Origin of the sequence: Mycobacterium sp. JS623, from assembly GCF_000328565.1 — a bacterium.
Lineage (GTDB): Bacteria > Actinomycetota > Actinomycetes > Mycobacteriales > Mycobacteriaceae > Mycobacterium.
Window position 1 is genome coordinate 1,276,763 of the sequence record NC_019966.1, and the last position, 20,612, is coordinate 1,297,374.

The following is a 20,612-nucleotide window of genomic DNA, read 5'->3' on the forward strand; positions in this document are numbered from 1 at the left end:
CCTCCTGGTAGTTGTTTTTGCCATCTCAGTCCACCTAACCCAGGTCACCAGCACTCGCCCGCGTGCTCGGTGTTGCAGTCCCGGCAGACGTTGGTGGCCATGGAGACCCTGCGCACGGTGACGATGTGGGGTTTTCCGCCTTCTAGAACTGGAGCCTTTGTCTTGCACCCTCGGTGCACATAGCCACCGAACTGGACCACCCAGTGGATCTCCTGGCCCACGGCGATGCGCTTCTCACAGCGTGGGCAAGTTCCTGGGTATCTCGCACGGAAACAGCCACTGCTATCCGTCTTGGGCTTGTTGTGCAGCTGCGCCCACGCTGAGGCCAGTAGCTGTTGGTCACTCAGCTCGCTGGTGTGCCTGCGACCACTGGTGCTACCTCTATTCGTTTTAGTCATAGCGCCATTTCCTGTCACTGTTCCCGGGGACGGGACTCTGCTGCCCGGCACTCTTCTGATCGGTCTGCGGGTCGCTCAGGGCCAATTCGGTGGACTCTGGCCTCGGCCACAAACTGGAGATCCTGGCGACGTCGACCATGACATCAATGAAGGCATCGCAACGGACTCGTTGCGCGTCCAGGACCGCCTGACTCGTGATCGCTGTCTGGCCGAGCCGTTCGGCGAGCGACCGGTACTTACGCCGTGTCATGCTGCAGCCTCCTGGTCGTCGTCGCGGCTGCGCCTGCCCGGAGAATAACTTCGCACCTGAGCCGCAACGACTCCGCCAGGTCGCCAGCCGTCCTGAGCCGCAAGCGACTCAAACCAGTCCTCACACTGCTGCAGGACTACACAGGACCGGCAGATGCGCTGTGCGGCCTTGTAGCGCGTGCGGACTTCGTCTCGGGACTCTCCAGGTTCAGGTGGGACGAAAAGTCGCCACTCGCCCCCACAGGCCGCGCCCTTGAACCCTGGAGCACCACCGAGGAGGGCCGTAGCAGGATCGAGGTTCTCGATGACGCTCTTAGTGCTTCGAGTGCTTCTCATTCAGGCCGGTTCCTTCCGACTCATGATTTCCAGGATCGAGTCGTAGTTCCGCGAGATCTGAGCCACGCGGGTGATCTTGCGTTCCTCTTCCCTGGGCATCCAGATGGGCAGGTATCCGTGCCAGTCGGTGAAGAGCCAGTCGAAGACTGAGTGGATCTCCGCCAGGGGACGCTTCCGGGTGAAGACCAGATAGATCACCGAGGAATACCACTTAGCCCGACGTCGGGCCGTGATCCTCTGCTTGGCATGAGGTAGCACCAGAGACTCGAAGTGGTCCACCAGGTCCTGGATCTCGGGGCTGAAGATGTTGAGTCGACCAGGTCGTTGGGAGCGTGTTTCCGGAGCACTCTTAGTTACTCCAGGTACTTGTTCAAGAGACCTAGTAATAGACCTGTCTTGTTCTGTACTTCTATATGACTCACTAGTGGTACCGGAAAAATTTGCACCCCTCTCGATCCGGGAGATCGCCGGGATCTCATGGTCATCGTGGACCTGGAGATGTCTAGATCTGTCCGGATCTGTTGCAGGTGAGATGAACTCGAAGACATTGCCCTTGGGTGTCTCGATGATGTCGAGGATCAGGGCCTTATGAAGTTCCTTCACGGCAGCCTTGGTCGTCCTTTCCCCGACACCACAGACCATGGAGATCTTGGCCATAGTGATCGGACTGCCTGGAGTCTTCTGGACTAGCTGGCCGATGGTGTACAGCACGGTAAACGTGGTGGCCTTCACCTGGCCAAGGGCTTGATCTAGGACCATCCGGATTGCCTCGGAATCAGGCTTCTCGTGCTGGGTCTTGTTGGATACCATTGCGGTAGCTCCTTGTTGGTGGTTCTTCAATGGAGTTTTGGGTGTTTCCAAGTTGGTAACGGAGGCCCTGGTCTCGGCCAGGGTCTCCTTCTCATATCAGGCTGAAATAAGTGCTGCTACAGCGCTCTTGGCCTCCTCGATCGTGTTGATCGGACCAATGTCGCGGGTGCCTCGGGTGCAGGCCCGAGCCTGCGATGTGGTTGGGGCACTTGCCCTCATATCTCGCGGCGGCACTTTGTCGCCGACCTGTGCGCCTACTGAGGCCTCCGTGGCCGGAGTCGAGTACCGCCGAAACAGGCTCACCAGAAGTGCAGCCTGTTCGGTGGTGAATGGAGGAGCCGCGTCAGCCAACTCCGTGGCGCGCTTGCGGATTGCTTCGATGGTCTCGGGCGTCATTGAGCGACCGCCAGCAGGCCAACGATGCGCTGTCGCACAGCCTCGGTGAGGGGAGGAGACTTTTCGAGTGCCTTCTCAACGGCACGGACAAGGACCTCTTCGCGTAGCTGCACGCTGGCGGAGAGGAGTTCAGGGTCGTCAGCGGCACGGTGGCGCTTGAGAGCGGCCACGCTGGCATGCCGCGAGGAAAGAGTACGCACTGGGTGACTCCGAGGTCAGACCGGACAGGGGCGAAGTGAACTCATTCGCCTCGGTCCTCGGAATCACGCCATCGAGTGCCGACCGGGCATGTGAAGGCCTCGATGATCTGGTCCACCGTTTCCAGGTGTTCCAAGCGCGGACACTACACCTGCTCGATTTACGAGCACAAGGCCCAATTGCGCGGAATCAATTGGGCGCGTGTGACTTTCAGCCTATAGTCCGCCTATAGTCAGGTGCCCTTAGTGAGTTGAATCTACGCGCTGACCTGCGCTGTCTTCCAGATGACGTCGATGTCACGAGGATCGAACCTCTGGGTGTTCCCATGGTGGACCTTCTTGATTTTGATATCGAGCAGCGAGGCCACGACGGTCCGGCGATCGATGATTGTGAAGTCGCGCGCCCACGTCTGGCGAGCATCGGGACCGGCAAGCCTGGCCACCAGCGGCGAGGTGACTGTGGCGCGTGCGTTGGCCTCAGCGGCATCGATCTGGGGCCGCAGCTTGGCCTCGATCGTCGCGAGAGACGCGGGGGAGATCTTGCCGTCTGCAGCCTGATCGACGAAGCCCGCTAGGCGCTTACGCAAGGTGTCGGCCAACTCCAGGGCCTGTGTCAGGGCATCGTTACCCGCCTGGGCGAAAAGCTTGATGGCATCGGGGCGCTCCATCCGTTCAAGGATTGTCTCCTCGACCAGAAGGTCTACGGCATCGGCCCGCCTACCGACACACGTCCGCTTCTCGCATAGGTAGCGCGCGGCCCTCGCACGGCTACTCGGCGCATCCGAATAGCGCATGACTGCCCCGCAGATCCCACACTTAGCGATACCAGTCAGCAGATGGCGAGGCTCGCGCCCTCGGTGCGTCGTCGTCTTCCTGGCTGGGGCGCTGAAGATGGCCAGCAGCCGCTCGTGTTGGGCGTCAGTGATGTATGGCCGCCACCGACCCCGGACGCGGTTGCCTTCGTTGTCGAGCAGCAGCTGGCCTCGGTGTTGACGCCATCCCGCGTACGTCGGCGAAGAGATCGTCACCCGCAGCGACTGAGGCTTCCAGTCCTTGCGGGCATTCTTCTGCAACTGCGGGGGCTGGATGCCACGTGCCGTGAAGTCGCGCGTGATTGCCCACAGCGACTCGCCCGCCAGCACGCGCTCGAAGACCTCCCGGACAAGGGGCTCGGCCTCTTCGTCGATGACCCACCCCGTCGTGCGCCCGGTGTGGTCCCTCTCGCACTTGTAGCCCCATGCCGGTCGCCCGCCGGGGAGACCCTTGAGCGCGGCGGCGCGCTTGCCCCGTAGCACGCGCTCTCGGATCTGCTCAGCCTCGCGTTCGGCAAGTAGGGCATCGAGTCCGGTGTTGAAACGGTCGTCACCTCTCGACACGTCGTAGAGCTTTCCGGAGTAGCTCCACAATGCACCGCGTTCGGCGAGGAGGTCACGCAGCTCGACATAGCGCGCGACGTCGCGTTGTGCACGCGATGCCTCCCACATGACGAGGACGTCGCCCTCCTCCAGGATGTTCGACAGCTTGCGCCACTCCGGGCGATCTTTGGTCGAGAACCTCGAAGCGCCGCGATCGTTGTCGACGAGGACCTCGGCGACATCCCAGCCCTTGCGTGCGCAGACCGCACGGCATTCTTCCTCCTGGCTCTCAACGGAGCGAAACTCGCCGGTCTGATCACTGGAAACCCGACAGTAGACGATCGCGCGCATCTCTGCAGTATAGGCACCGTTATTGATACCTAGTCTCGATCATCGTGCCGTTTCCGACGATCATGGCGACGTGGCCGTCCCAGACCGCGAGGTCGCCCGGCCGCAATGAGCCGGCATTAACCGCAGCACCGATGTCCTGTTCCTGTGCGAGTCGCGGGATGTTCAGTCCCGCTTCGTGATACGCCCACTGTGTCAGCCCGCTGCAATCCAGGCCGACTCCCGGAGCGGTGCCGCCCCACTGGTAGGGCACTCCGAGCTGGGTCAGCGCATGCCGAACCGCGCTGGCGGCCACCGCGTTTGGCGCCAATGCCGTGCTGCCATCCGGCAATCGGACAGCGAAGCCGTCGCCGAATGCCGCGGCGTCGGGCAACGGCGCGTCATGTGAGGCAAACCTCGCCAGATCATCCGCGCCATCCGGACCAGGCGCTCCGCCCATCCCCGACATCGGGCTCATCGGCGCACTGCCGCCGAATCCAGAGCCCAGCGACGGCATCGACGGCATCGACGCACTGCCCATGCCTGCGGGCGTCGTCGCGGCGGGCGAGGACGGGGCCGCCGGTGCGCTGAGTGCGGCGGCGTGACCGTCCAAGTCGGACCGAAGCTCCTCGACGACCGCGACGGCCTCTTCGAGTGACCGCCGCGCCTCGGCCATCAGCCCTTCGACGCCGCCGGGCGAGTCCAGGTATGGCTCGAGCGCAGCAGCGCGAGCCTCGAATTCCTCGACGATCGTCCCTAGTCGCTCACGCGCGCGGGCCACCGCGGCACTCGCGTTTTGGGCCGTCGCCCCCAGCTCGCCCACTCTCTGCGCCAGCGCATTGGCCGCGGCGATCGTCGTCGCAGCGAACTCGGCCGCCGCATCCGATGCGGTGCCGGACCAGTTCATCTCGGCCTGGCTCCACGCCCGCTGTGAGGCCGCCGCGATGCCGGCGAGCGTGTTGTGCGCTGCACCAAATGGATCGCTCGACCATCCGGGGCCAACGAGCGCCTGCACCTCGTGGATGGGCGCTGCCAGTGCCGCGACCAGGGCACTCGGCATCAGTACACCCCGGACACCTGGGTCCCGGCGCGTTCGTCGGCGCTCTCATACGCGGCCGCCGACGCGTGCGCCGTGTGACATCCGGCCGTCAAGCGGTCGGCCAGCGTGGTCACCGAACGTGACGCCTCGCCGGTGGCCTCCGCCAGCGCCGCCACGAAGCGGGCACCGACCGGACCGAGCGTCCCGTCGGGCATCGAGGACAGGGTCGCAGCGACAGAGGCGAGCTCGGCCGCGTGCTCAGCGTGTGCCGCGCCGAGGGCGCGGATGACATCCGTATCGGCGAACATGGGTGTTAGGACGGCCGCGGCGGCCGTTCGGTTCCACTACTGTCGGCGCATGGATGTGCGCGTCGTCGACCACCCGCTGGCCGCCGCACGGCTGACCACCCTGCGCGACGAGCGCACCGACAACGCGGCGTTCCGTGCCGCGCTACGAGACCTGACGCTGATGCTCGTGTACGAGGCGACGCGCGATATCGCCTGCGAAACCATCCCGGTGCGAACGCCGCTGGCGGAGACCACAGGATGCCGGTTGGCCAATCCGCCGCTGCTGGTGCCTGTGCTTCGCGCTGGTCTGGGCATGGTCGATCAGGCGCACGCGTTGATTCCGGAGGCGCGCGTCGGTTTCGTCGGGGTGGCGCGTGACGAGGAAACCCACGAGCCCACACCGTATTTGGAGTCGCTGCCCGATGACTTGAGCACACACCCCGTGATGGTGCTTGACCCAATGCTGGCCACCGGCGGCTCGATGGCGCACACCATAGGCCTGCTGCACTCGCGCAACGCCGCCGATATCACGGCCATCTGCGTCGTCTGTGCGCCCGAAGGCATTGCGGCGCTGGAGAAAATCGCGCCGAACCTGCGCCTGTTCACCGCCACGGTCGATGAGCGGCTCAACGACATCGCCTATATCGTGCCGGGTCTCGGCGACGCCGGTGATCGGCAGTTCGGCCCGCATTAGAACTGCTGCGCGACGGACACCAGCTCGTCCTGGATCGCCCGTGCCCTGGCGCGCGTCTCCTCGAGGCCGCTCGCATGCGCACATCGAACCTCGATGTAGCACTTGACTTTTGGCTCGGTGCCCGATGGCCTGACCACCATCCTCACCCAGTTCTCACCGCTACCGCCGAACATCACCAGCGCATCGCTGCGCAGGTGTCCCGGCGCATGGAGCAAGTCGGTCGCCGTCACCTCGAAGCCGGCCAATCGATCCGGCGGTGTCGCGCGAAGCCGGGCCATCACCGCTTCGGCCTCGTCGACGTCCGCCACCCGTCGCGATACTGCTGTGGTGGTGTGCACCCCGTGGCGCCGGGCTAGCTCATCGAGTGCGTCAAGCACTGTTCGGCCCTGATCCCGCAGCGCGGCAACAAGATCGCAGACCAACACCATCGCGCTGATGCCATCCTTGTCGCGGACCGCGGCCGGGTCGACGCAGTGACCGATCGCCTCTTCGTAGGCATAGACGAGCGTGCAGCCGGCCAAGTCGACATCGGCTCTCGCCAACCACTTGAATCCGGTCAGGGTCTCGATGTGCCTTGCGCCGTGGTCCTTGGCGATAGTGGCCAGCATGCGCGACGACACCACGGAGCTGGCCACCGCAATGCCTTCCGAGACGGGACCGGGATCGATTTGCGAGAGAATGTAATCGCCTAGCAGCCAACCAGTTTCGTCCCCCGAGAGCATGCGCCAACCCTGCGCGGTCGGTATCCCCACAGCACATCGGTCGGCGTCGGGGTCAAGCGCGATTGCGACCTCGGCGTCGACCTCTGCTGCCAGCCTCAGCAGGGCGTCGACAGCGCCGGGCTCCTCCGGATTCGGGAAGGCGACGGTGGGAAAGTCGGGATCGGGTGCGAATTGGTCTTCGACGACGTGGATGTCGCGAAAGCCAGCGTGCACCAGCGCGTCCATCGCGAACTCGCCGCCGACGCCGTGCAGCGGCGTCAACGCCACCCGCACAGACCCGTGAGTGTGCCGGACGTGCGCGGTGCGGTCGATGTAGTGCTGAACCGCGTCAACACCTGACGGCGTGACATGTCCACGGGGAATCTCGTCGGCATGCGGCGCTACCGCGACGGCCCGTTCGATCTCTTCATCGATCGGCGGAACGATCGGAAACCCGCCGTCGAAATACACCTTGTAGCCGTTGTCCGAGGACGGGTTGTGCGAGGCGGTGATCTGGATGCCCGCGGCCGCGCGGTTGTGACGCACGGCGAACGCCACCACCGGTGTAGGCACCGCGACGAACATCAACGTCACTACAAAGCCCTCGGCGGCAAGGACTTCCGCTGCGGCGAGGGCGAAGTCCTCGGATCCGTGGCGCGTGTCCCGCCCCACTACCACCGGCTTGCCGGCCATGCCGTGATCCTTGAGCACCTTGGCGACCGCCCACGTGGTCCGCAGAACGACGGCCAGGTTCATTCCGCTCGGCCCGCCACGCAGCGGCCCGCGCAAGCCCGCAGTTCCGAACCTCAGCGACTGGGCAAAGCGCTCCTCGAGCTCCTCTTCGCTGAGCGCCGCCAGCTCCGCCGCGGTCTGGGGATCAGGGTCGTGAGAGATCCACTCCTGCGCGACCGACGGCGGCACCATACTCGCCTGGCGCGGCGACGAAGTCATAGCGCCAGTGTGCCCGCTTTCGCGTCGAAGTAAGCCAGCTTGCGGAGCACGGGGGCCACGAGCATCAGCAGGTCGAATTCCAACGATGTCAGGTTGTCGCGCATGGTCGCGTGTAACCAGGCATCTCGTTCGGCGCGGTCGGCGTCCAGCAGCGCGGTACCGGCGTCCGTGAGCTCGATGAGCTGGCGCCGCCGATCCGCTTCGTCGGGTCGACGCACGACGAGGTCGCGGCTAACCAGTTCGTTGATGCTGTCGGTCAGTGACTGCACCCGTACGTGCAATAGGTTCGCGAGTTCGGCCGGAGTGGTGACTGCGGCACGGCTGATCTCACTGAGCAGCTCCATCTGGCTCAACGTCAGGCCGTGGTCGGGTCGGCGCCTGCGCATCTGCCTTGCCACCGCCATGATCGATTCCCGCAGTTCGGTTGCTGGGGAGTCAATGCGCGTCATAACCAAGGTATACCTTGGCAAATTCTGTATGTCACGCGTATCACTGCATGTTGCGTCGGCCACAATAGCAAGGGCATACTTGTAATCAATATGGGGTGGATGCGACGGATGCTCAGGTGGGCCTCGCTGATAGCAGTGACCGTCGCTGTGACGGTCCCGCTCACCCGCGTCGATGTGCCGTCGGCCGCACTGTTCGCCGCACTCGCTGTCGGGGTCGTGCTTGCGCTGGCGTCACTGGCGCCCGCCCGGATACCGCGGAGGGCCGGGGTGGCCGCGCAGGGCGTGCTGGGTGTCTACATCGGGACGATGGTCCACCAGCACTCTGTCGGGGCGCTGGGAAACGACTGGCCGATCGTGGTGGCGATCGCCGTCGCCACCCTGCTGCTCAGCATCGTCGCCGGGGCGTTGCTCGGCTTGCACCGTGACGTCAGCCCGCTGACCGGATCGCTGGCACTGGTGGCCGGCGGCGCATCGGGCTTGGTGGCGATCGCCCGTGAACTCGGCGGTGACGACCGCGTCGTCTCCGTCGTGCAGTACCTGCGCGTCGCCCTGGTGACCGCGTCGATGCCCGTCGTGGTGACGCTCGTCTATCACGCCGACAAGTCACGCGGCGTCGCTTCAGTGGCTGAAACAGATTCAGCCCCTTGGTATTTGAGTGTCAGCATGCTGATTGTGCTGGTGTTTGTCGGCGCGATGGTCGGCAAGTTGATCCGGCTGCCGGGTGCGGGACTGCTCGGGCCGATGGCGTTGACCGTCGCACTGGAACTGTCCGGGCTGTCGTTTGGCCTGGCCGTGCCGATGGTGCTCGTGCAGGTCGGCTACATGGTGATCGGTTGGCAGGCGGGGCTGGCATTCACCGCCGAGTCGCTGCGCGCCATCGGTCGCATGCTGCCCGCCGCAATCGGCCTGATCGTCGCGCTCGGCGTCGCGACAGCCGGCCTCGGTGTGCTGTTGGCGCGCTTCACCGGGCTGACACCGCTGGAGGGTTACCTCGCCACCAGTCCCGGCGGCGTGTATGCAGTGCTCGCGACCGCCGCCGAAACCGGCTCAAACGTCACGTTCATCATCGCTGCGCAGGTGGTGCGCATCCTTCTGATGTTGTTCGCCGCGCCGCTGATGGCGCGCAGCGTGGTGTGGATGAGTAAGCGGTTCGGACGTCAGACCCGCGCGATCACCGCGCCGAGCAGGGAGCCCATCCGCGTCGCGGACTGACGGCCCGCCTCGAGTACTTCGTCGTGGCTCAGCGGCTGGCCCGTCATGCCGGCCGCCAGGTTCGTCACCAGCGACACCGCCAGCACCTGCGCACCCGCGGCGCGGGCCGCGATGGTTTCGTGCACGGTGGACATGCCGACCAGGTCCGCCCCGAGTGTGCGCAGCATCCGGATCTCGGCAGGCGTCTCATAATGCGGTCCCGGCAGGCACGCGTAGACGCCCTCGGCCAGTGTCGGATCAATTTCGCGAGCCAGGGTCCGCAGCCGCGACGAGTACGCGTCGGTCAAGTCCGCGAATTGCGCCCCGACCAAGGGGGACCGCGCGGTGAGGTTGAGGTGGTCGCTGATCAGGACGGGCTGGCCGACGGTGTAGTCGGTACGCAGTCCGCCCGCCGCGTTGGTCAGTAAGACGGTGCCGACGCCCGCGGCGCACGCAGCGCGCACCGGATGCACGACATGGCGCAAGTCGTGTCCCTCGTAGGCGTGGATGCGGCCGACGAAAACCAATACCCGGTGGGGGCCGACGTGCAGCGACAGCACCTCTCCGCCATGCCCCTCGGCCGTCGGTGCGACGAACCCCGGCAGCTCGGCCATCGGCACCACGGCCACCGGATCGCCCAGTTGCGCCACGGCCGGCGCCCAGCCCGAACCGAGGATGACGGCGACGTCATGCGCGTCGACGCCGGTGCGCTCGTCAATGGCGCGCGCCGCTTCCTGCGCAGCCGCTGCCGGGCTTGTCACGGTTTGCGAGCTTAGCCGTCGACCAGCTAGTCGTCGGGACAGTGAGATACTGCTGAGATGCCCACCGCCACCGCGTCGATAAGCGTCGAAGACGCCGTCAAGCGACGCAGCGGCGATCTGGTGGAGCTGTCGCACTCGATTCACGCCGAGCCGGAACTCGCCTTCGCCGAACACCGCAGCTGCGCCAAGACGCAAACATTGGTCGCCGAGCGCGGATTCCAGATCACCGCGTCGGCCGGCGGCTTGGACACCGCGTTTCGCGCCGACTTCGGCAGTGGGCCACTTGTCGTCGGCATCTGCGCCGAGTACGACGCACTGCCCGACATCGGACATGCCTGCGGTCACAACATCATCGCCGCTTCGGCTGTCGGAACGGCGCTGGCGTTGGCGGAGGTGGCCGACGAGCTGGGCCTGACCGTGGCGCTGATCGGTACTCCCGCCGAAGAGGCCGGTGGCGGAAAAGCGTTGCTGCTCAAGGCCGGAACGTTCGACGACATCGCGGCGACGGTGATGCTGCATCCCGGTCCCATCGATATTGCGGCCGCGCGCTCGTTGGCGCTGTCTGAGCTGACGGTGCGCTACACCGGCAAGGAATCGCATGCCGCCGTCGCGCCGTATCTTGGCGTCAATGCCGCCGACGCGGTCACCGTCGCGCAGGTGGCCATCGGTCTGCTGAGACAGCATCTGGTGCCGGGCCAGATGATGCACGGCATCGTCACCGACGGCGGGCAGGCCACCAACGTCATTCCCGCGCGGGCCGAGCTGCTCTACACGATGCGCGCCGTGAACTCCGAGTCGCTGCACGACCTCGAGGACAAGATGGCCGGCTGCTTCGCGGCGGGTTCCGTCGGGACTGGCTGCACGCACACCGTGACCGAGACGGCGCCCGCGTATGCGGAGTTGGCGCCCGACCCGTGGCTGTCTTCGGTGTTCCGGGACGAGATGGTGCGGATGGGTCGCAACCCGGTGGCCGAGAACGTCGAGCACACGCTGCCGCTGGGCAGCACCGACATGGGCAACGTCACACAGGTGATGCCCGGCATCCACCCGATCGTCGGCGTCGAGGCCGGTGGCGCGTCCATTCACCAGCCGGCGTTCACCGCGGCCGCGGCGGGGCCGAGTGCCGATAAGGCTGTGATCGAGGGCGCGATCATGCTCGCCAGGACCGTCGTCAGCCTGGCCGAAACACCTGCTGAGCGGGAGCGGGTGCTGGAATTGCACGCGAGGCGGGCGTCATGAGCCTGCCCGAAGCCACCGAACTGTGGCTGGATGCCCACTACGACGACATGGTCGCGTGGCGCAGGCACATTCACGCGCATCCGGAGCTGGGCCGTCAGGAATTTGCGACCACTCAATTCGTCGCGTCGCATCTGGCGGACGCGGGCCTCAACCCGAAGGTGCTGCCCGGCGGTACGGGGCTGACCTGTGACTTCGGGCCGGAGCACGGGCCACGGATCGCGTTGCGGGCCGATATGGATGCGCTGCCGATGGCCGAGCGCACGGGTGCGCCGTATGCGTCGGTGGTGCCCAACGTCGCGCACGCCTGCGGCCACGACGCGCACACCGCGGTCCTGCTGGGCGCGGCGCTGGCGCTGGCGTCTGTGCCCGAGCTGCCGGTCGGCGTGCGGCTGATCTTCCAGGCGGCCGAGGAGCTGATGCCGGGCGGTGCGATCGACGCGATCGCGGCCGGTGCGCTGACCGGGGTGTCGCGTATCTTCGCGCTGCATTGCGACCCGCGGCTGCCGGTCGGCAAGGTCGCGGTGCGGCCGGGCCCGATCACGTCGGCGGCCGATCAACTCGAGGTGACGCTGCAGTCCCATGGCGGGCACACGTCGCGACCGCACCTGACCGGAGACCTGGTGTACGGGCTCGGCACGCTCATCACCGGTGTGCCCGGAGTGCTGTCGCGCCGCATCGACCCGCGCAACGGAACGGTGATGGTGTGGGGCGCAGTGAATGCGGGCGTGGCCGCCAACGCGATCCCGCAGACCGGCACGCTGGCCGGCACCATCCGCACTGCCAGCCGCGATACCTGGGATTCGCTGGAATCGATTGTGCGCGAGACTGTTTCGTCGCTAATGGCCCCGCTGGGCATCGAGCACAGCCTGCTCTACCGCCGCGGGGTGCCGCCGGTGGTCAACGAGGAGATCTCGACACGCATCCTCACCCACGCGATCGAGGAGGTCGGCTCCGACGTGCTGTGCGACACTCGCCAGTCCGGCGGTGGCGAGGACTTCTCGTGGTATCTCGAGGAGGTGCCCGGCGCGATGGCGCGGCTCGGTGTGTGGTCGGGCCGCGGTCCGCAGCTCGACCTCCATCAGCCCACGTTCGATCTCGACGAGCGGTCGCTGGCGGTGGGGGTTCGCGTGCTCGTCAACATCATCGACCAAGCCGCCGTTTTTTAATCACCGCGAGCGACCGTGTCGGTACACGACACGCCGCCGTGTGCTGGCAATCCGCGGTCGCTCGGCAGTGGTTATCCACAGGCTCGCCGTGAGCGTCTACCGTTGCGTCGATGCGCCAGTGACTATCTGAGGCATGCATCCAGAGCTCGAGGCCCTCTTTGACCGTCAACGTGGGATAGCGAGCAGTGGCCAAATATTGAACTACCTGACGAGACGCGGCTTTGAGGCGCAGGTGAATTACGGTGTGCTGGAACGGTTGTGGCCAGGCATCTACTGTCGCGGCGAGGCTGATGACTTTGCGCGATTGCGTGGCTTGGACTTCTCCTGCGGCACCGAGGTCGCGGTCTGCCTGGGCACTGCGGCCGCGCTGCACGGATTCGACACGGAAGAGCCGCGCGATCTTCACGTACTCAGTCCGCCAGGATCTCGACTGCGCTCAACGGACGGACTAGTTGTGCATCGGCGCGACGGCGCGCCGCTCGTCAAGGTGGGTGAACGCCTGGCCACGGCGCCCGCCTGGACGGCAGTCGAAGTCGCTCGCAGCCTCCGGAGGCCTCGTGCCTTGGCGACGTTGGACGCGGCGCTACGCAGCGGAACCTGTCGGCGGGTCGAATTGTGGCGTTCGGCCGCACAACAGTCGGGACGGCGTGGAATCGTCGCGGTCCGCGACCTGATTCCGCTGGCCGATGGCCTAGCTGAATCGCCGATGGAGAGCGAGGCGCGACTTGCCATGATTGACGGAGGTTTACCGACGCCGGTACTGCAATACGAGCTCATCGATGGCAATGGTGAGCACCGACGCGTTGATTTTGCGTGGCCTGAAGAACGCGTGGCAGTGGAATACGAGGGGGTCGACTTTCACAGCGGCCCCGACGCAATGCGCAGCGACCGCAGGCGTCAAGGAGCTCTGCTGGACATCCGGTGGACCGTCATCCCGATCGTGTTCGAAGACGTTAGATACCGGGCATGGGAGTTCGTTGGGCGGATCGACAGGCAACTACGCGTCGCTCGTGCAGCGTGAGTGACCGCAAATTGCCAACAAACACCGGCGTGTCGCGTACAGACACGGTCGCTCGGCGTAGAAAGTTACGACGTGCCCGGCCCGATGTTGCGCGCCGGGCGGGTCCGCAGATCGTGGACGTATTCCGCTGGCGCACCGGCGATTTCGGCGGCATCAGCCATAACGCCGAGGTAGCGCGCCGACGGGATGCCACCCTCCCACGCGTCCACGACGTACAGCCATGCGAGCACAGGATCGGTCGTCGTGTCCGACGACGTGCGCTCTACCCGACATCGGATCTTCTTGTGGATGCCGAGTTCTGAGCCTTCCCAGCGGTCGAGGTTTTTCTCGTCTTCTCGAGTCATGTCATAGAGCACTACGAAGACCTTCGAATCCGGATCCTGTACGACGGTGGCCAGTGCGCCGTCCCAACCGATGTCCTCGCCACCGAATGTCAGCCGCCAGCCGTGCAGCCACCCCGTTCCCGCCATCGGTGAATGGGGAGCGCGCTCCTGCATCTGCTCCGGATGCATGTTCGATCCGTACGCGGCGTATAGCGGCACGGGGGAAAGCCTAAGGCTTCGCTGACCGGATTCGGAGGGCCGGGCCGATGCGACACGGGAATCGGGTGCGCGATCAACGCCACGCTTGGCTAGGTTTGTGCCGTGGCAACGCGCATCGTGATCATCGGCGGCGGCCCCGCCGGCTATGAGGCGGCGCTCGTCGCGGCCGCCCGGGGTCGGGAGGTGGCCGAGGTCACCGTCGTCGACTCCGACGGCATCGGTGGCGCCTGCGTGCTGTGGGACTGCGTGCCCTCGAAGACGTTGATCGCGTCGACCGGGGTGCGCACCGAGCTGCGCCGCGCGTCGCCGCTCGGGTTCGACATCGCGATCGAGGACGCCAAGATCTCGCTGGACCAGATCCACAATCGGGTGAAGACACTGGCGAAGTCGCAGTCCACCGATATCGGTCATCAACTGCTGCGCGCGGGCGTCAACGTGGTGCAGGGCCGCGGTGAACTGGTCGACGACGCTTCGGGGTTGGCGCAGCATCGGGTCAAGGTGACGACTGTCGACGGCAGGGTCGCCACACTGAAGGCCGACGTCGTGCTGATCGCCACTGGCGCCAGCCCGCGTGTGCTGCCCAACGCGGTGCCCGACGGCGAACGAATCCTGAACTGGCGCCAGCTTTATGACCTGCACGAGCTGCCCAAGCACCTGATCATCGTCGGCTCCGGCGTCACCGGCGCCGAGTTCTGTAACGCCTACACCGAACTCGGTGTGCCGGTGACCGTGGTGGCCAGCCGGGACCAGATCCTCCCGCACGAGGACTCCGACGCCGCCGCGGTACTGGAGGAGGCGTTCGCCGAACGCGGCGTCAGGCTGGTGAAAAACGCGCGTGCCGACTCGGTGCTGCGGACGTCCGACGGCGTGCTGGTGACGATGGCCGACGGGCGCACGGTCGAAGGCAGCCATGCGTTGATGACGGTCGGTTCGGTGCCCAACACCTCAGGGCTGGGCCTGGAGAAGGTCGGCATCGAGCTCGGAGCGGGCAACTATCTGAGCGTCGACCGAGTGTCGCGGACCACGGCGTCGGGCATCTATGCGGCCGGCGACTGCACGGGACTACTGCCGCTGGCATCGGTGGCCGCCATGCAGGGCCGCATCGCGATGTATCACGCGCTGGGGGAGGCGGTCAGCCCGATCCGGCTGCGGACGGTCGCGGCGGCGGTGTTCACCAGGCCGGAGATCGCCGCCGTCGGCGTGCCGCAGTCGCGGATCGACGACGGCACGGTGGCCGCGCGCACCCTGATGTTGCCGCTCAACACCAACGCCAGAGCCAAGATGTCGCTGCTACGGCTTGGTTTTGTGAAGATCTTCTGCCGGCCGGCGACCGGCGTGGTGATCGGTGGCGTCGTGGTCGCACCGATCGCCTCGGAGCTGATCTTGCCGATCGCGCTGTCGGTGCAGAACAACCTCACGGTCACAGACCTGGCGCAGACGTTGTCGGTGTATCCCTCGCTGTCCGGCTCCATCGTCGAGGCGGCGCGACGGCTGATGGCACACGACGATTTGGACTAACCCCAGTAGCCTGTGAATGGAAACCGTACCGACGAGTAACAAGGATCCATTCGAGTGAGCGACGTGATCTCGGCCGACGGCGAGACGTTGCTGGGCCCGGAGCAGCGGAAACAGGCCTGGCAGCGGCTCGGCAGCGAGCAATTCGACGTCGTTGTGATAGGTGGCGGCGTCGTCGGCGCCGGTGCCGCCCTTGACGCCGCGACCCGCGGGCTGAAGGTGGCGCTCGTCGAGGCCCGCGACTTCGCCTCCGGCACGTCGAGCCGCAGCTCGAAGATGTTCCACGGCGGGCTGCGCTACCTCGAACAGCTCGAGTTCGGTCTGGTACGTGAAGCGCTGCACGAACGCGAACTCTCGCTCACAACACTTGCCCCACATCTGGTCAAGCCGCTGCAGTTTTTGTTTCCGCTGACCCATCGGTGGTGGGAGCGGCCGTACATCGCGGCGGGAATCTTTCTCTACGACCAGTTGGGCGGCGCGAAATCCGTTCCAGCGCAAAAGCATTTGACCCGCGCGGGCGCGCTGCGGCTGACGCCGGGACTCAAGCGCAGCTCGCTTATCGGCGGTATCCGCTACTACGACACCGTGGTCGACGACGCTCGCCACACGATGACGGTGGCCCGCACGGCGGCCCACTACGGCGCTGTCGTCCGAACTTCCACGCAGGTGGTGGCGCTGCTACGCGAGGGCGACCGCGTAATCGGAGTTCGTGTACGCGACTCCGAGAACGGTGACGTGACCGAGGTGCGCGGCCATGTCGTGGTCAACGCCACCGGCGTGTGGACCGACGAGATCCAGGCGCTGTCCAAGCAGCGCGGCCGGTTCCGGGTGCGAGCGTCGAAGGGCGTGCACATCGTCGTGCCACGCGACCGCATCGTCAGCGAGGTCGCGATCATCCTGCGCACCGAGAAGTCGGTGCTGTTCGTCATTCCCTGGGGCACGCACTGGATCATCGGCACCACCGACACCGACTGGAACCTCGACCTGGCGCACCCCGCGGCCACCAAGGCCGACATCGACTACCTCCTCGGGCACGTGAACACCGTGCTCGCAACGCCGTTGACGCATGACGACATCGACGGTGTCTATGCGGGCCTGCGGCCCCTGCTGGCAGGGGAGAGCGAAGAGACGTCCAAGCTGTCACGTGAGCACGCGGTGGCTGTGCCTGCTCCGGGTCTCGTGGCCATTGCCGGTGGCAAGTACACCACCTACCGGGTGATGGGCTCCGACGCGATCGACGCCGCTGCCGAGTTCATTCCCGCCCGCGTTGCGCCGTCGATCACCGAGAAGGTGCCGCTCATGGGCGCCGACGGGTACTTCGCGCTGGTGAACCAAACCGAAAGTGTCGGTTCGCATTACAACTTGCACCCGTACCGGGTGCGCCACCTCCTGGACCGGTACGGATCGCTGATCGGTGAAGTGCTCGCACTCGCCAAGGGCAGGCCGGAGCTGCTGACGCCGATCACCGAGGCGCCGGTGTATCTCAAGGTGGAGGCGTGGTACGCGGCGGCGGCCGAGGGTGCGCTGCATCTCGAGGACATCCTGGCGCGCCGCATGCGAATCTCGATCGAATACCCGCACCGAGGCGTCGACTGTGCGCGTGAGGTTGCCGAAGTCGTTGCGCCCGTGCTGGGTTGGAGCGCCGAGGACATCGACCGCGAGGTTGCGACTTACTGCGCGCGGGTCGATGCCGAGGTCCGGTCGCAGCAACAGCCTGACGATGAGTCCGCCGATGCATTGCGGGCGGCGGCGCCCGAAGCGCGCGCCGAAATCCTCGAGCCGGTGCCGCTTAATTGAGACCTGCTCCGCTGCCGGTGCGCGATGGCCTTGGCCCGGCGCGGGTACGGTTGCGCGGTGGACTGGTGGCGGACGAGTTCCGCGCGCGGTGGGGCGCCGATGCTGCGGCCAAAGTCCTTGCAGGAGAAGTAGTTCTGCCCGACGGCACTGTGGTGACCCCGACGACGGTGTTGCCTGCTGGCGCGCACGTCTACTTCTATCGCGAGCTGCGCGACGAGGTGCCGGTGGCGTTCGACATTCCGGTGCTGTATCGCGATGACGACATCGTCGTGGTGGACAAGCCGCATTTCCTGGCGACGATGCCGCGGGGCCGGCATGTGGCGCAGACGGCAGTGGTGCGGTTGCGGCGTGAGCTCGACCTACCGGAGCTGTCGCCGGCGCATCGGCTGGACCGGTTGACCGCCGGCGTGCTGTTGTTGACGGTGCGGCGTGAGATCAGGGGGGCGTATCAGGCGATGTTCGCGCGCGGTGAGGTGCGCAAGACGTATCTGGCGCGGGCATCGGTTCGTTCGGATCTAGAGTTCCCGCTGACGGTTCGCAGCCGAATTATCAAGCGGCGAGGCCAGTTACAGGCCGTGGAGGAACCGGGCGAACCGAACGCCGAGACGCTGATCGAACACCTCGGCGGCGGCCTGTATCGGCTGACGCCGCGAACCGGGCGCACGCATCAGTTACGGGTGCACATGGCGTCGCTAGGGCTGCCGATCTTTGGAGATCCGTTGTATCCGGACGTGACGGACGTGGCACCGGACGACTTCTCGCAACCCTTGCAGCTGCTGGCGCACCGCCTCGCGTTCACGGATCCCATCGGTGGCGATCACCGCGAGTTCGTCAGCAGAAGCACGCTGGTCACCGACGGTCGGCCGACTCCGTCCCCGCTGTGATCACCGCGCGATTCCGGTCGGCGACTGCCGCAATGTCCATCTTGACCACCCGCCGGTCGTAGCTCAGGAATCCGTTGACCTCGTTTTCGACGTCGGTCGTCTGGGTGTAGATCGCGCCCGACAGGTTGGCTCCGCGAATGAACTGTTCGAGGTCCTGACTGACCTCGATGTATCGCTGTGTCAGTCGCGCCTGGCTATCCGTCATCTCGTAGGCCTCGGGCCGTCCAGGCCACCGGTTCTTATCGAGCACCAGTCCGAGGCCACCGTATTCGCCGTCCACCGTGACCCGCGGGTCGAGTGGGTCGGGCAGCACCGGACGGCCAGGACCGACATAGGTGTGGTCGTCCCAGATGTCGCCGGCGTGGCTGTCGGGACGCGATTTGCAGCAGTTGGCCCCGCTGTTCGCGTCGACCAGGCGCGTCGGGTCTGCCGCCTTCACCGCCTTGGTGATCCTGGCCGTGTCGTATTCGGCCCAGCCTTCGTTGAACGGCACCCAGCCGACGATCGACGTGACACTGCGCAGCTGATCGATCATCGCGAACAACTCCCGCTCGAAATTCCCCTTCGTCACAGGAGGCGGATCCGGAAGTGGTCCGGTCGGGATATCGAGCGACACGTACAGCGATGGCATGTCCTGCCACACCATCAGACCGAGTTTGTCGGCCCAGTAGTACCAGCGCGCCGGTTCCACCTTGCCGTGCTTGCGAACGAAGTTCATTCCCAGCTTCTTGATCTGCTCGAGGTCGAACTTCAAGGCGGCATCGGTCGGTGCGGTGTAGAGCCCGTCGGGCCAGTACCCCTGATCCAAGGGGCCATGCAGGAACGTGACCTTCCCGTTCAACGCGATGCGGGGCTTGCCTTTCGCATCCTTGACGGTGCCGATCGTGCGCAATCCGGCATAGCTGGAAACCTCGTCGATCAGCTTCCCTGACGGGCTCAGCAGCCCGACCTTGACGTCGTAGAGATACGGATCGTCGGGCGACCACGGCCGTGCATTCGGTATCAAGAGACGGATCGGCTGGCCCGGTTTGCCGGACCTGATCGACACCACACCGCGACCCGGTGCTGAGACCATCACCATGGCGCGCTCGTTTCGGGCCCCCGAAACTCTCGGCGTGACGGTCAGACTCGTCAGATCCGTGGCGATGTCGAGCTTCTCGACATGCGCGGCGCGCACCGGCTCGATCCACACCGTCTGCCAAATGCCCGATGAGCCGGTGTAGAACAGTCCGCTCGGACTGTTGCGCTGCTTGCCGACGGGAAACGGGTTGGTTTCGTTGCGGTCGTCGACCCGCACGATGATCTCTTGCGGCCCCGGCCAGCGCAGCGCCTTGGTGATGTCCGCGCTGAACTCGGTGTACCCGCCTTCGTGGTGGGCCACTTCCTGGTTGTTCACCCACACGGTGGCGATCTGGTCGACCGCGCCGAAGTGCAGCAGCACGTGTCGGCCGAGCCAGGAACTCGGCAGCTTGAAGACCTTGCGATACCACATCTGCTCGTCGTGGCGCTGGACACCGGATAGCGCCGACTCCGTGGGGTACGGGACCAAGATCTGCTCGGTGTAATCGTTGGGCGACGGCGGGGTCGCGTTTCCGTCGGGGCGGCCGGTATAACTCCACACCCCGTTAAGGTTCAGCCAATTCGTTCGCGCCATCTGCGGGCGCGGGTAGTCGGGCAGCGCGTTGTCAGGTCCGACCAGGTGAGTCCACGGTGTCGACAACGGCGCCGCCTTCGGGTGCCATGACACCACCGCGTTGGCAGGCGCGTTACCCGTCATGAAGACAGCTAACAGGGCGCACGCCGCCGCCGCGAAACGGCCGACCCACACGCGATTGCAGCGCACAGCAGTAACCCCCAAGGTTGAAGCCGGGACAACCCGGAAGTGCGGCGCGTGCCCCCGCCTGGCCGCATACCGGTTCTATACAGCAAACGCAACGAGCCCGTCAGTGACGTGGGAATCCTGTGGTTTCCCGACGAACGGTGTCGAAACAGATGGAAACGGTGCAATTGCCGATGGCAAATCTAGCCTAGCCGCGATCAAGATCGCCAGAAACCAAATACGCGTCGCACAAGAACTTTTCATCATGTGCGAGGACTGGGAATCCCAAGTGGCAACGCGCGAAGTCAATGAAACAATGAGCAATCGGAAGTCTGCGCGCTAGTACCGCGGGTGCCGCTTCACGCGAGCAGGCGGCGCGATGCTTGCCTAGGGAGCAAAATATATACGTCTCCGCAAGTTTTCGCCGTAGTTTCGGGTAATCGTGAATCGGCCGGTGTCGGGTCAGCGCTGCGGGCAGGATGAGCGCT

20 protein-coding genes are annotated in these 20,612 nt (G+C 65.6%); 8 read left to right on the forward strand and 12 right to left on the reverse strand.

The features are described 5' to 3' along the window. Positions 1-390 precede the first annotated feature (390 nt). From MYCSM_RS06115 to MYCSM_RS06140, 7 genes are all read right to left on the reverse strand, one after another. Positions 391-648: a hypothetical protein gene (locus MYCSM_RS06115; RefSeq protein ID WP_015305272.1), complete on the reverse strand. Its 258-nt coding sequence runs from the start codon at positions 646-648 to the stop codon at positions 391-393. A 335-nt stretch (positions 649-983) separates the two neighbouring features. Continuing rightward, on the reverse strand, positions 984-1,793 hold the full coding sequence (locus tag MYCSM_RS06120) for a hypothetical protein (protein WP_015305273.1): 810 nt from the start codon (positions 1,791-1,793) through the stop codon (positions 984-986). Positions 1,794-1,889: 96 nt separating this feature from the next. After that, a complete protein-coding gene (locus tag MYCSM_RS06125; RefSeq protein WP_015305274.1) occupies positions 1,890-2,189 on the reverse strand; it encodes a hypothetical protein in 300 nt (99 codons plus the stop codon). After that, entirely contained in the window at positions 2,186-2,359 is a 174-nt protein-coding gene (locus tag MYCSM_RS37025) for a hypothetical protein (RefSeq protein ID WP_157681284.1), read from the reverse strand. Before MYCSM_RS37025 ends, MYCSM_RS06125 begins: the two co-directional genes overlap by 4 nt. Before the next feature lie 284 nt (positions 2,360-2,643). Further along, on the reverse strand, positions 2,644-4,092 hold the full coding sequence (locus tag MYCSM_RS06130; RefSeq protein ID WP_015305276.1) for a recombinase family protein: 1,449 nt from the start codon (positions 4,090-4,092) through the stop codon (positions 2,644-2,646). Positions 4,093-4,111: 19 nt separating this feature from the next. Then, positions 4,112-5,128 (reverse strand): C40 family peptidase, encoded by a 1,017-nt coding sequence (locus MYCSM_RS06135; protein WP_015305277.1) that lies wholly within the window; start codon positions 5,126-5,128, stop codon positions 4,112-4,114. Further along, on the reverse strand, positions 5,128-5,415 hold the full coding sequence (locus MYCSM_RS06140; protein WP_015305278.1) for a type VII secretion target: 288 nt from the start codon (positions 5,413-5,415) through the stop codon (positions 5,128-5,130). Before MYCSM_RS06140 ends, MYCSM_RS06135 begins: the two co-directional genes overlap by 1 nt. Positions 5,416-5,464: 49 nt before the next feature. Between MYCSM_RS06140 and upp the strand changes: the two genes are divergently transcribed. Then, positions 5,465-6,088, forward strand: coding sequence for a uracil phosphoribosyltransferase (upp, locus tag MYCSM_RS06145; protein WP_015305279.1), 624 nt, complete (start codon positions 5,465-5,467; stop codon positions 6,086-6,088). On the opposite strand, the gene MYCSM_RS06150 is transcribed toward upp, so the two are convergent. Further along, a complete protein-coding gene (locus tag MYCSM_RS06150; protein ID WP_015305280.1) occupies positions 6,085-7,740 on the reverse strand; it encodes a phospho-sugar mutase in 1,656 nt (551 codons plus the stop codon). The genes upp and MYCSM_RS06150 overlap by 4 nt on opposite strands. After that, the gene (locus tag MYCSM_RS06155) at positions 7,737-8,189 is read right to left on the reverse strand and encodes a MarR family winged helix-turn-helix transcriptional regulator (RefSeq protein ID WP_015305281.1); all 453 of its coding nucleotides are present in this window, start codon (positions 8,187-8,189) and stop codon (positions 7,737-7,739) included. The genes MYCSM_RS06150 and MYCSM_RS06155 overlap by 4 nt, the downstream gene beginning before the upstream one ends. A 108-nt stretch (positions 8,190-8,297) precedes the next feature. On the opposite strand from MYCSM_RS06155, the gene MYCSM_RS06160 reads away from it, so the two are divergent. Continuing rightward, the gene (locus tag MYCSM_RS06160; protein WP_015305282.1) at positions 8,298-9,401 is read left to right on the forward strand and encodes an AbrB family transcriptional regulator; all 1,104 of its coding nucleotides are present in this window, start codon (positions 8,298-8,300) and stop codon (positions 9,399-9,401) included. Here MYCSM_RS06160 and MYCSM_RS06165 read toward each other — a convergent pair. Next, positions 9,347-10,141 carry a purine-nucleoside phosphorylase gene (locus MYCSM_RS06165; RefSeq protein ID WP_015305283.1) on the reverse strand — a complete coding sequence of 265 codons (795 nt, stop codon included), beginning with the start codon at positions 10,139-10,141 and terminating at the stop codon, positions 9,347-9,349. The genes MYCSM_RS06160 and MYCSM_RS06165 overlap by 55 nt on opposite strands. Positions 10,142-10,198: 57 nt before the next feature. Between MYCSM_RS06165 and MYCSM_RS06170 the strand changes: the two genes are divergently transcribed. The 3 genes from MYCSM_RS06170 (at position 10,199) to MYCSM_RS06180 (ending at position 13,567) form a co-directional block, all read left to right on the forward strand. Further along, complete coding sequence (locus MYCSM_RS06170) at positions 10,199-11,380, forward strand: M20 family metallopeptidase (protein ID WP_015305284.1); 1,182 nt, start codon at positions 10,199-10,201, stop codon at positions 11,378-11,380. Further along, on the forward strand, positions 11,377-12,546 hold the full coding sequence (locus MYCSM_RS06175) for an amidohydrolase (RefSeq protein WP_015305285.1): 1,170 nt from the start codon (positions 11,377-11,379) through the stop codon (positions 12,544-12,546). The genes MYCSM_RS06170 and MYCSM_RS06175 overlap by 4 nt, the downstream gene beginning before the upstream one ends. 133 nt (positions 12,547-12,679) lie before the next feature. Next, a complete protein-coding gene (locus MYCSM_RS06180) occupies positions 12,680-13,567 on the forward strand; it encodes a hypothetical protein (protein ID WP_041311406.1) in 888 nt (295 codons plus the stop codon). Positions 13,568-13,632: 65 nt separating this feature from the next. On the opposite strand, the gene MYCSM_RS06185 is transcribed toward MYCSM_RS06180, so the two are convergent. Further along, entirely contained in the window at positions 13,633-14,109 is a 477-nt protein-coding gene (locus tag MYCSM_RS06185) for a gamma-glutamylcyclotransferase (RefSeq protein WP_015305287.1), read from the reverse strand. A 102-nt stretch (positions 14,110-14,211) separates the two neighbouring features. Between MYCSM_RS06185 and MYCSM_RS06190 the strand changes: the two genes are divergently transcribed. From MYCSM_RS06190 to MYCSM_RS06200, 3 genes are read left to right on the forward strand one after another with little or no spacing between them, the layout of a single operon-like run. After that, the gene (locus tag MYCSM_RS06190) at positions 14,212-15,627 is read left to right on the forward strand and encodes an NAD(P)H-quinone dehydrogenase (protein ID WP_015305288.1); all 1,416 of its coding nucleotides are present in this window, start codon (positions 14,212-14,214) and stop codon (positions 15,625-15,627) included. 54 nt (positions 15,628-15,681) lie between these two features. Beyond that, the gene (locus MYCSM_RS06195; RefSeq protein ID WP_015305289.1) at positions 15,682-17,421 is read left to right on the forward strand and encodes a glycerol-3-phosphate dehydrogenase/oxidase; all 1,740 of its coding nucleotides are present in this window, start codon (positions 15,682-15,684) and stop codon (positions 17,419-17,421) included. After that, a complete protein-coding gene (locus MYCSM_RS06200; RefSeq protein WP_015305290.1) occupies positions 17,418-18,305 on the forward strand; it encodes a pseudouridine synthase in 888 nt (295 codons plus the stop codon). Before MYCSM_RS06195 ends, MYCSM_RS06200 begins: the two co-directional genes overlap by 4 nt. Here MYCSM_RS06200 and MYCSM_RS06205 read toward each other — a convergent pair. Further along, on the reverse strand, positions 18,271-20,082 hold the full coding sequence (locus MYCSM_RS06205; RefSeq protein ID WP_041313351.1) for a glycoside hydrolase family 2 protein: 1,812 nt from the start codon (positions 20,080-20,082) through the stop codon (positions 18,271-18,273). The two genes, MYCSM_RS06200 and MYCSM_RS06205, sit on opposite strands and share 35 nt — an antisense overlap. Between the last annotated feature and the right edge of the window lie 530 nt (positions 20,083-20,612).

Excerpts from the sequence above, each read along its gene's own strand:
- MYCSM_RS06125 (WP_015305274.1), bottom strand. The coding sequence starts at position 2,189 with ATGACGCCCGAGACCATCGAAGCAATCCGCAAGCGCGCCACGGAGTTG.
- MYCSM_RS06130 (WP_015305276.1), bottom strand. The coding sequence starts at position 4,092 with ATGCGCGCGATCGTCTACTGTCGGGTTTCCAGTGATCAGACCGGCGAG.
- MYCSM_RS06205 (WP_041313351.1), bottom strand. The coding sequence starts at position 20,082 with ATGACGGGTAACGCGCCTGCCAACGCGGTGGTGTCATGGCACCCGAAG.
- MYCSM_RS06120 (WP_015305273.1), bottom strand. The coding sequence starts at position 1,793 with ATGGTATCCAACAAGACCCAGCACGAGAAGCCTGATTCCGAGGCAATC.
- MYCSM_RS06140 (WP_015305278.1), bottom strand. The coding sequence starts at position 5,415 with ATGTTCGCCGATACGGATGTCATCCGCGCCCTCGGCGCGGCACACGCT.
- MYCSM_RS06150 (WP_015305280.1), bottom strand. The coding sequence starts at position 7,740 with ATGACTTCGTCGCCGCGCCAGGCGAGTATGGTGCCGCCGTCGGTCGCG.
- MYCSM_RS06170 (WP_015305284.1), top strand. The coding sequence starts at position 10,199 with ATGCCCACCGCCACCGCGTCGATAAGCGTCGAAGACGCCGTCAAGCGA.
- MYCSM_RS06160 (WP_015305282.1), top strand. The coding sequence starts at position 8,298 with ATGCTCAGGTGGGCCTCGCTGATAGCAGTGACCGTCGCTGTGACGGTC.
- upp (WP_015305279.1), top strand. The coding sequence starts at position 5,465 with ATGGATGTGCGCGTCGTCGACCACCCGCTGGCCGCCGCACGGCTGACC.
- MYCSM_RS06175 (WP_015305285.1), top strand. The coding sequence starts at position 11,377 with ATGAGCCTGCCCGAAGCCACCGAACTGTGGCTGGATGCCCACTACGAC.
- MYCSM_RS06135 (WP_015305277.1), bottom strand. The coding sequence starts at position 5,128 with ATGCCGAGTGCCCTGGTCGCGGCACTGGCAGCGCCCATCCACGAGGTG.
- MYCSM_RS06115 (WP_015305272.1), bottom strand. The coding sequence starts at position 648 with ATGACACGGCGTAAGTACCGGTCGCTCGCCGAACGGCTCGGCCAGACA.
- MYCSM_RS06180 (WP_041311406.1), top strand. The coding sequence starts at position 12,680 with ATGCATCCAGAGCTCGAGGCCCTCTTTGACCGTCAACGTGGGATAGCG.
- MYCSM_RS06155 (WP_015305281.1), bottom strand. The coding sequence starts at position 8,189 with ATGACGCGCATTGACTCCCCAGCAACCGAACTGCGGGAATCGATCATG.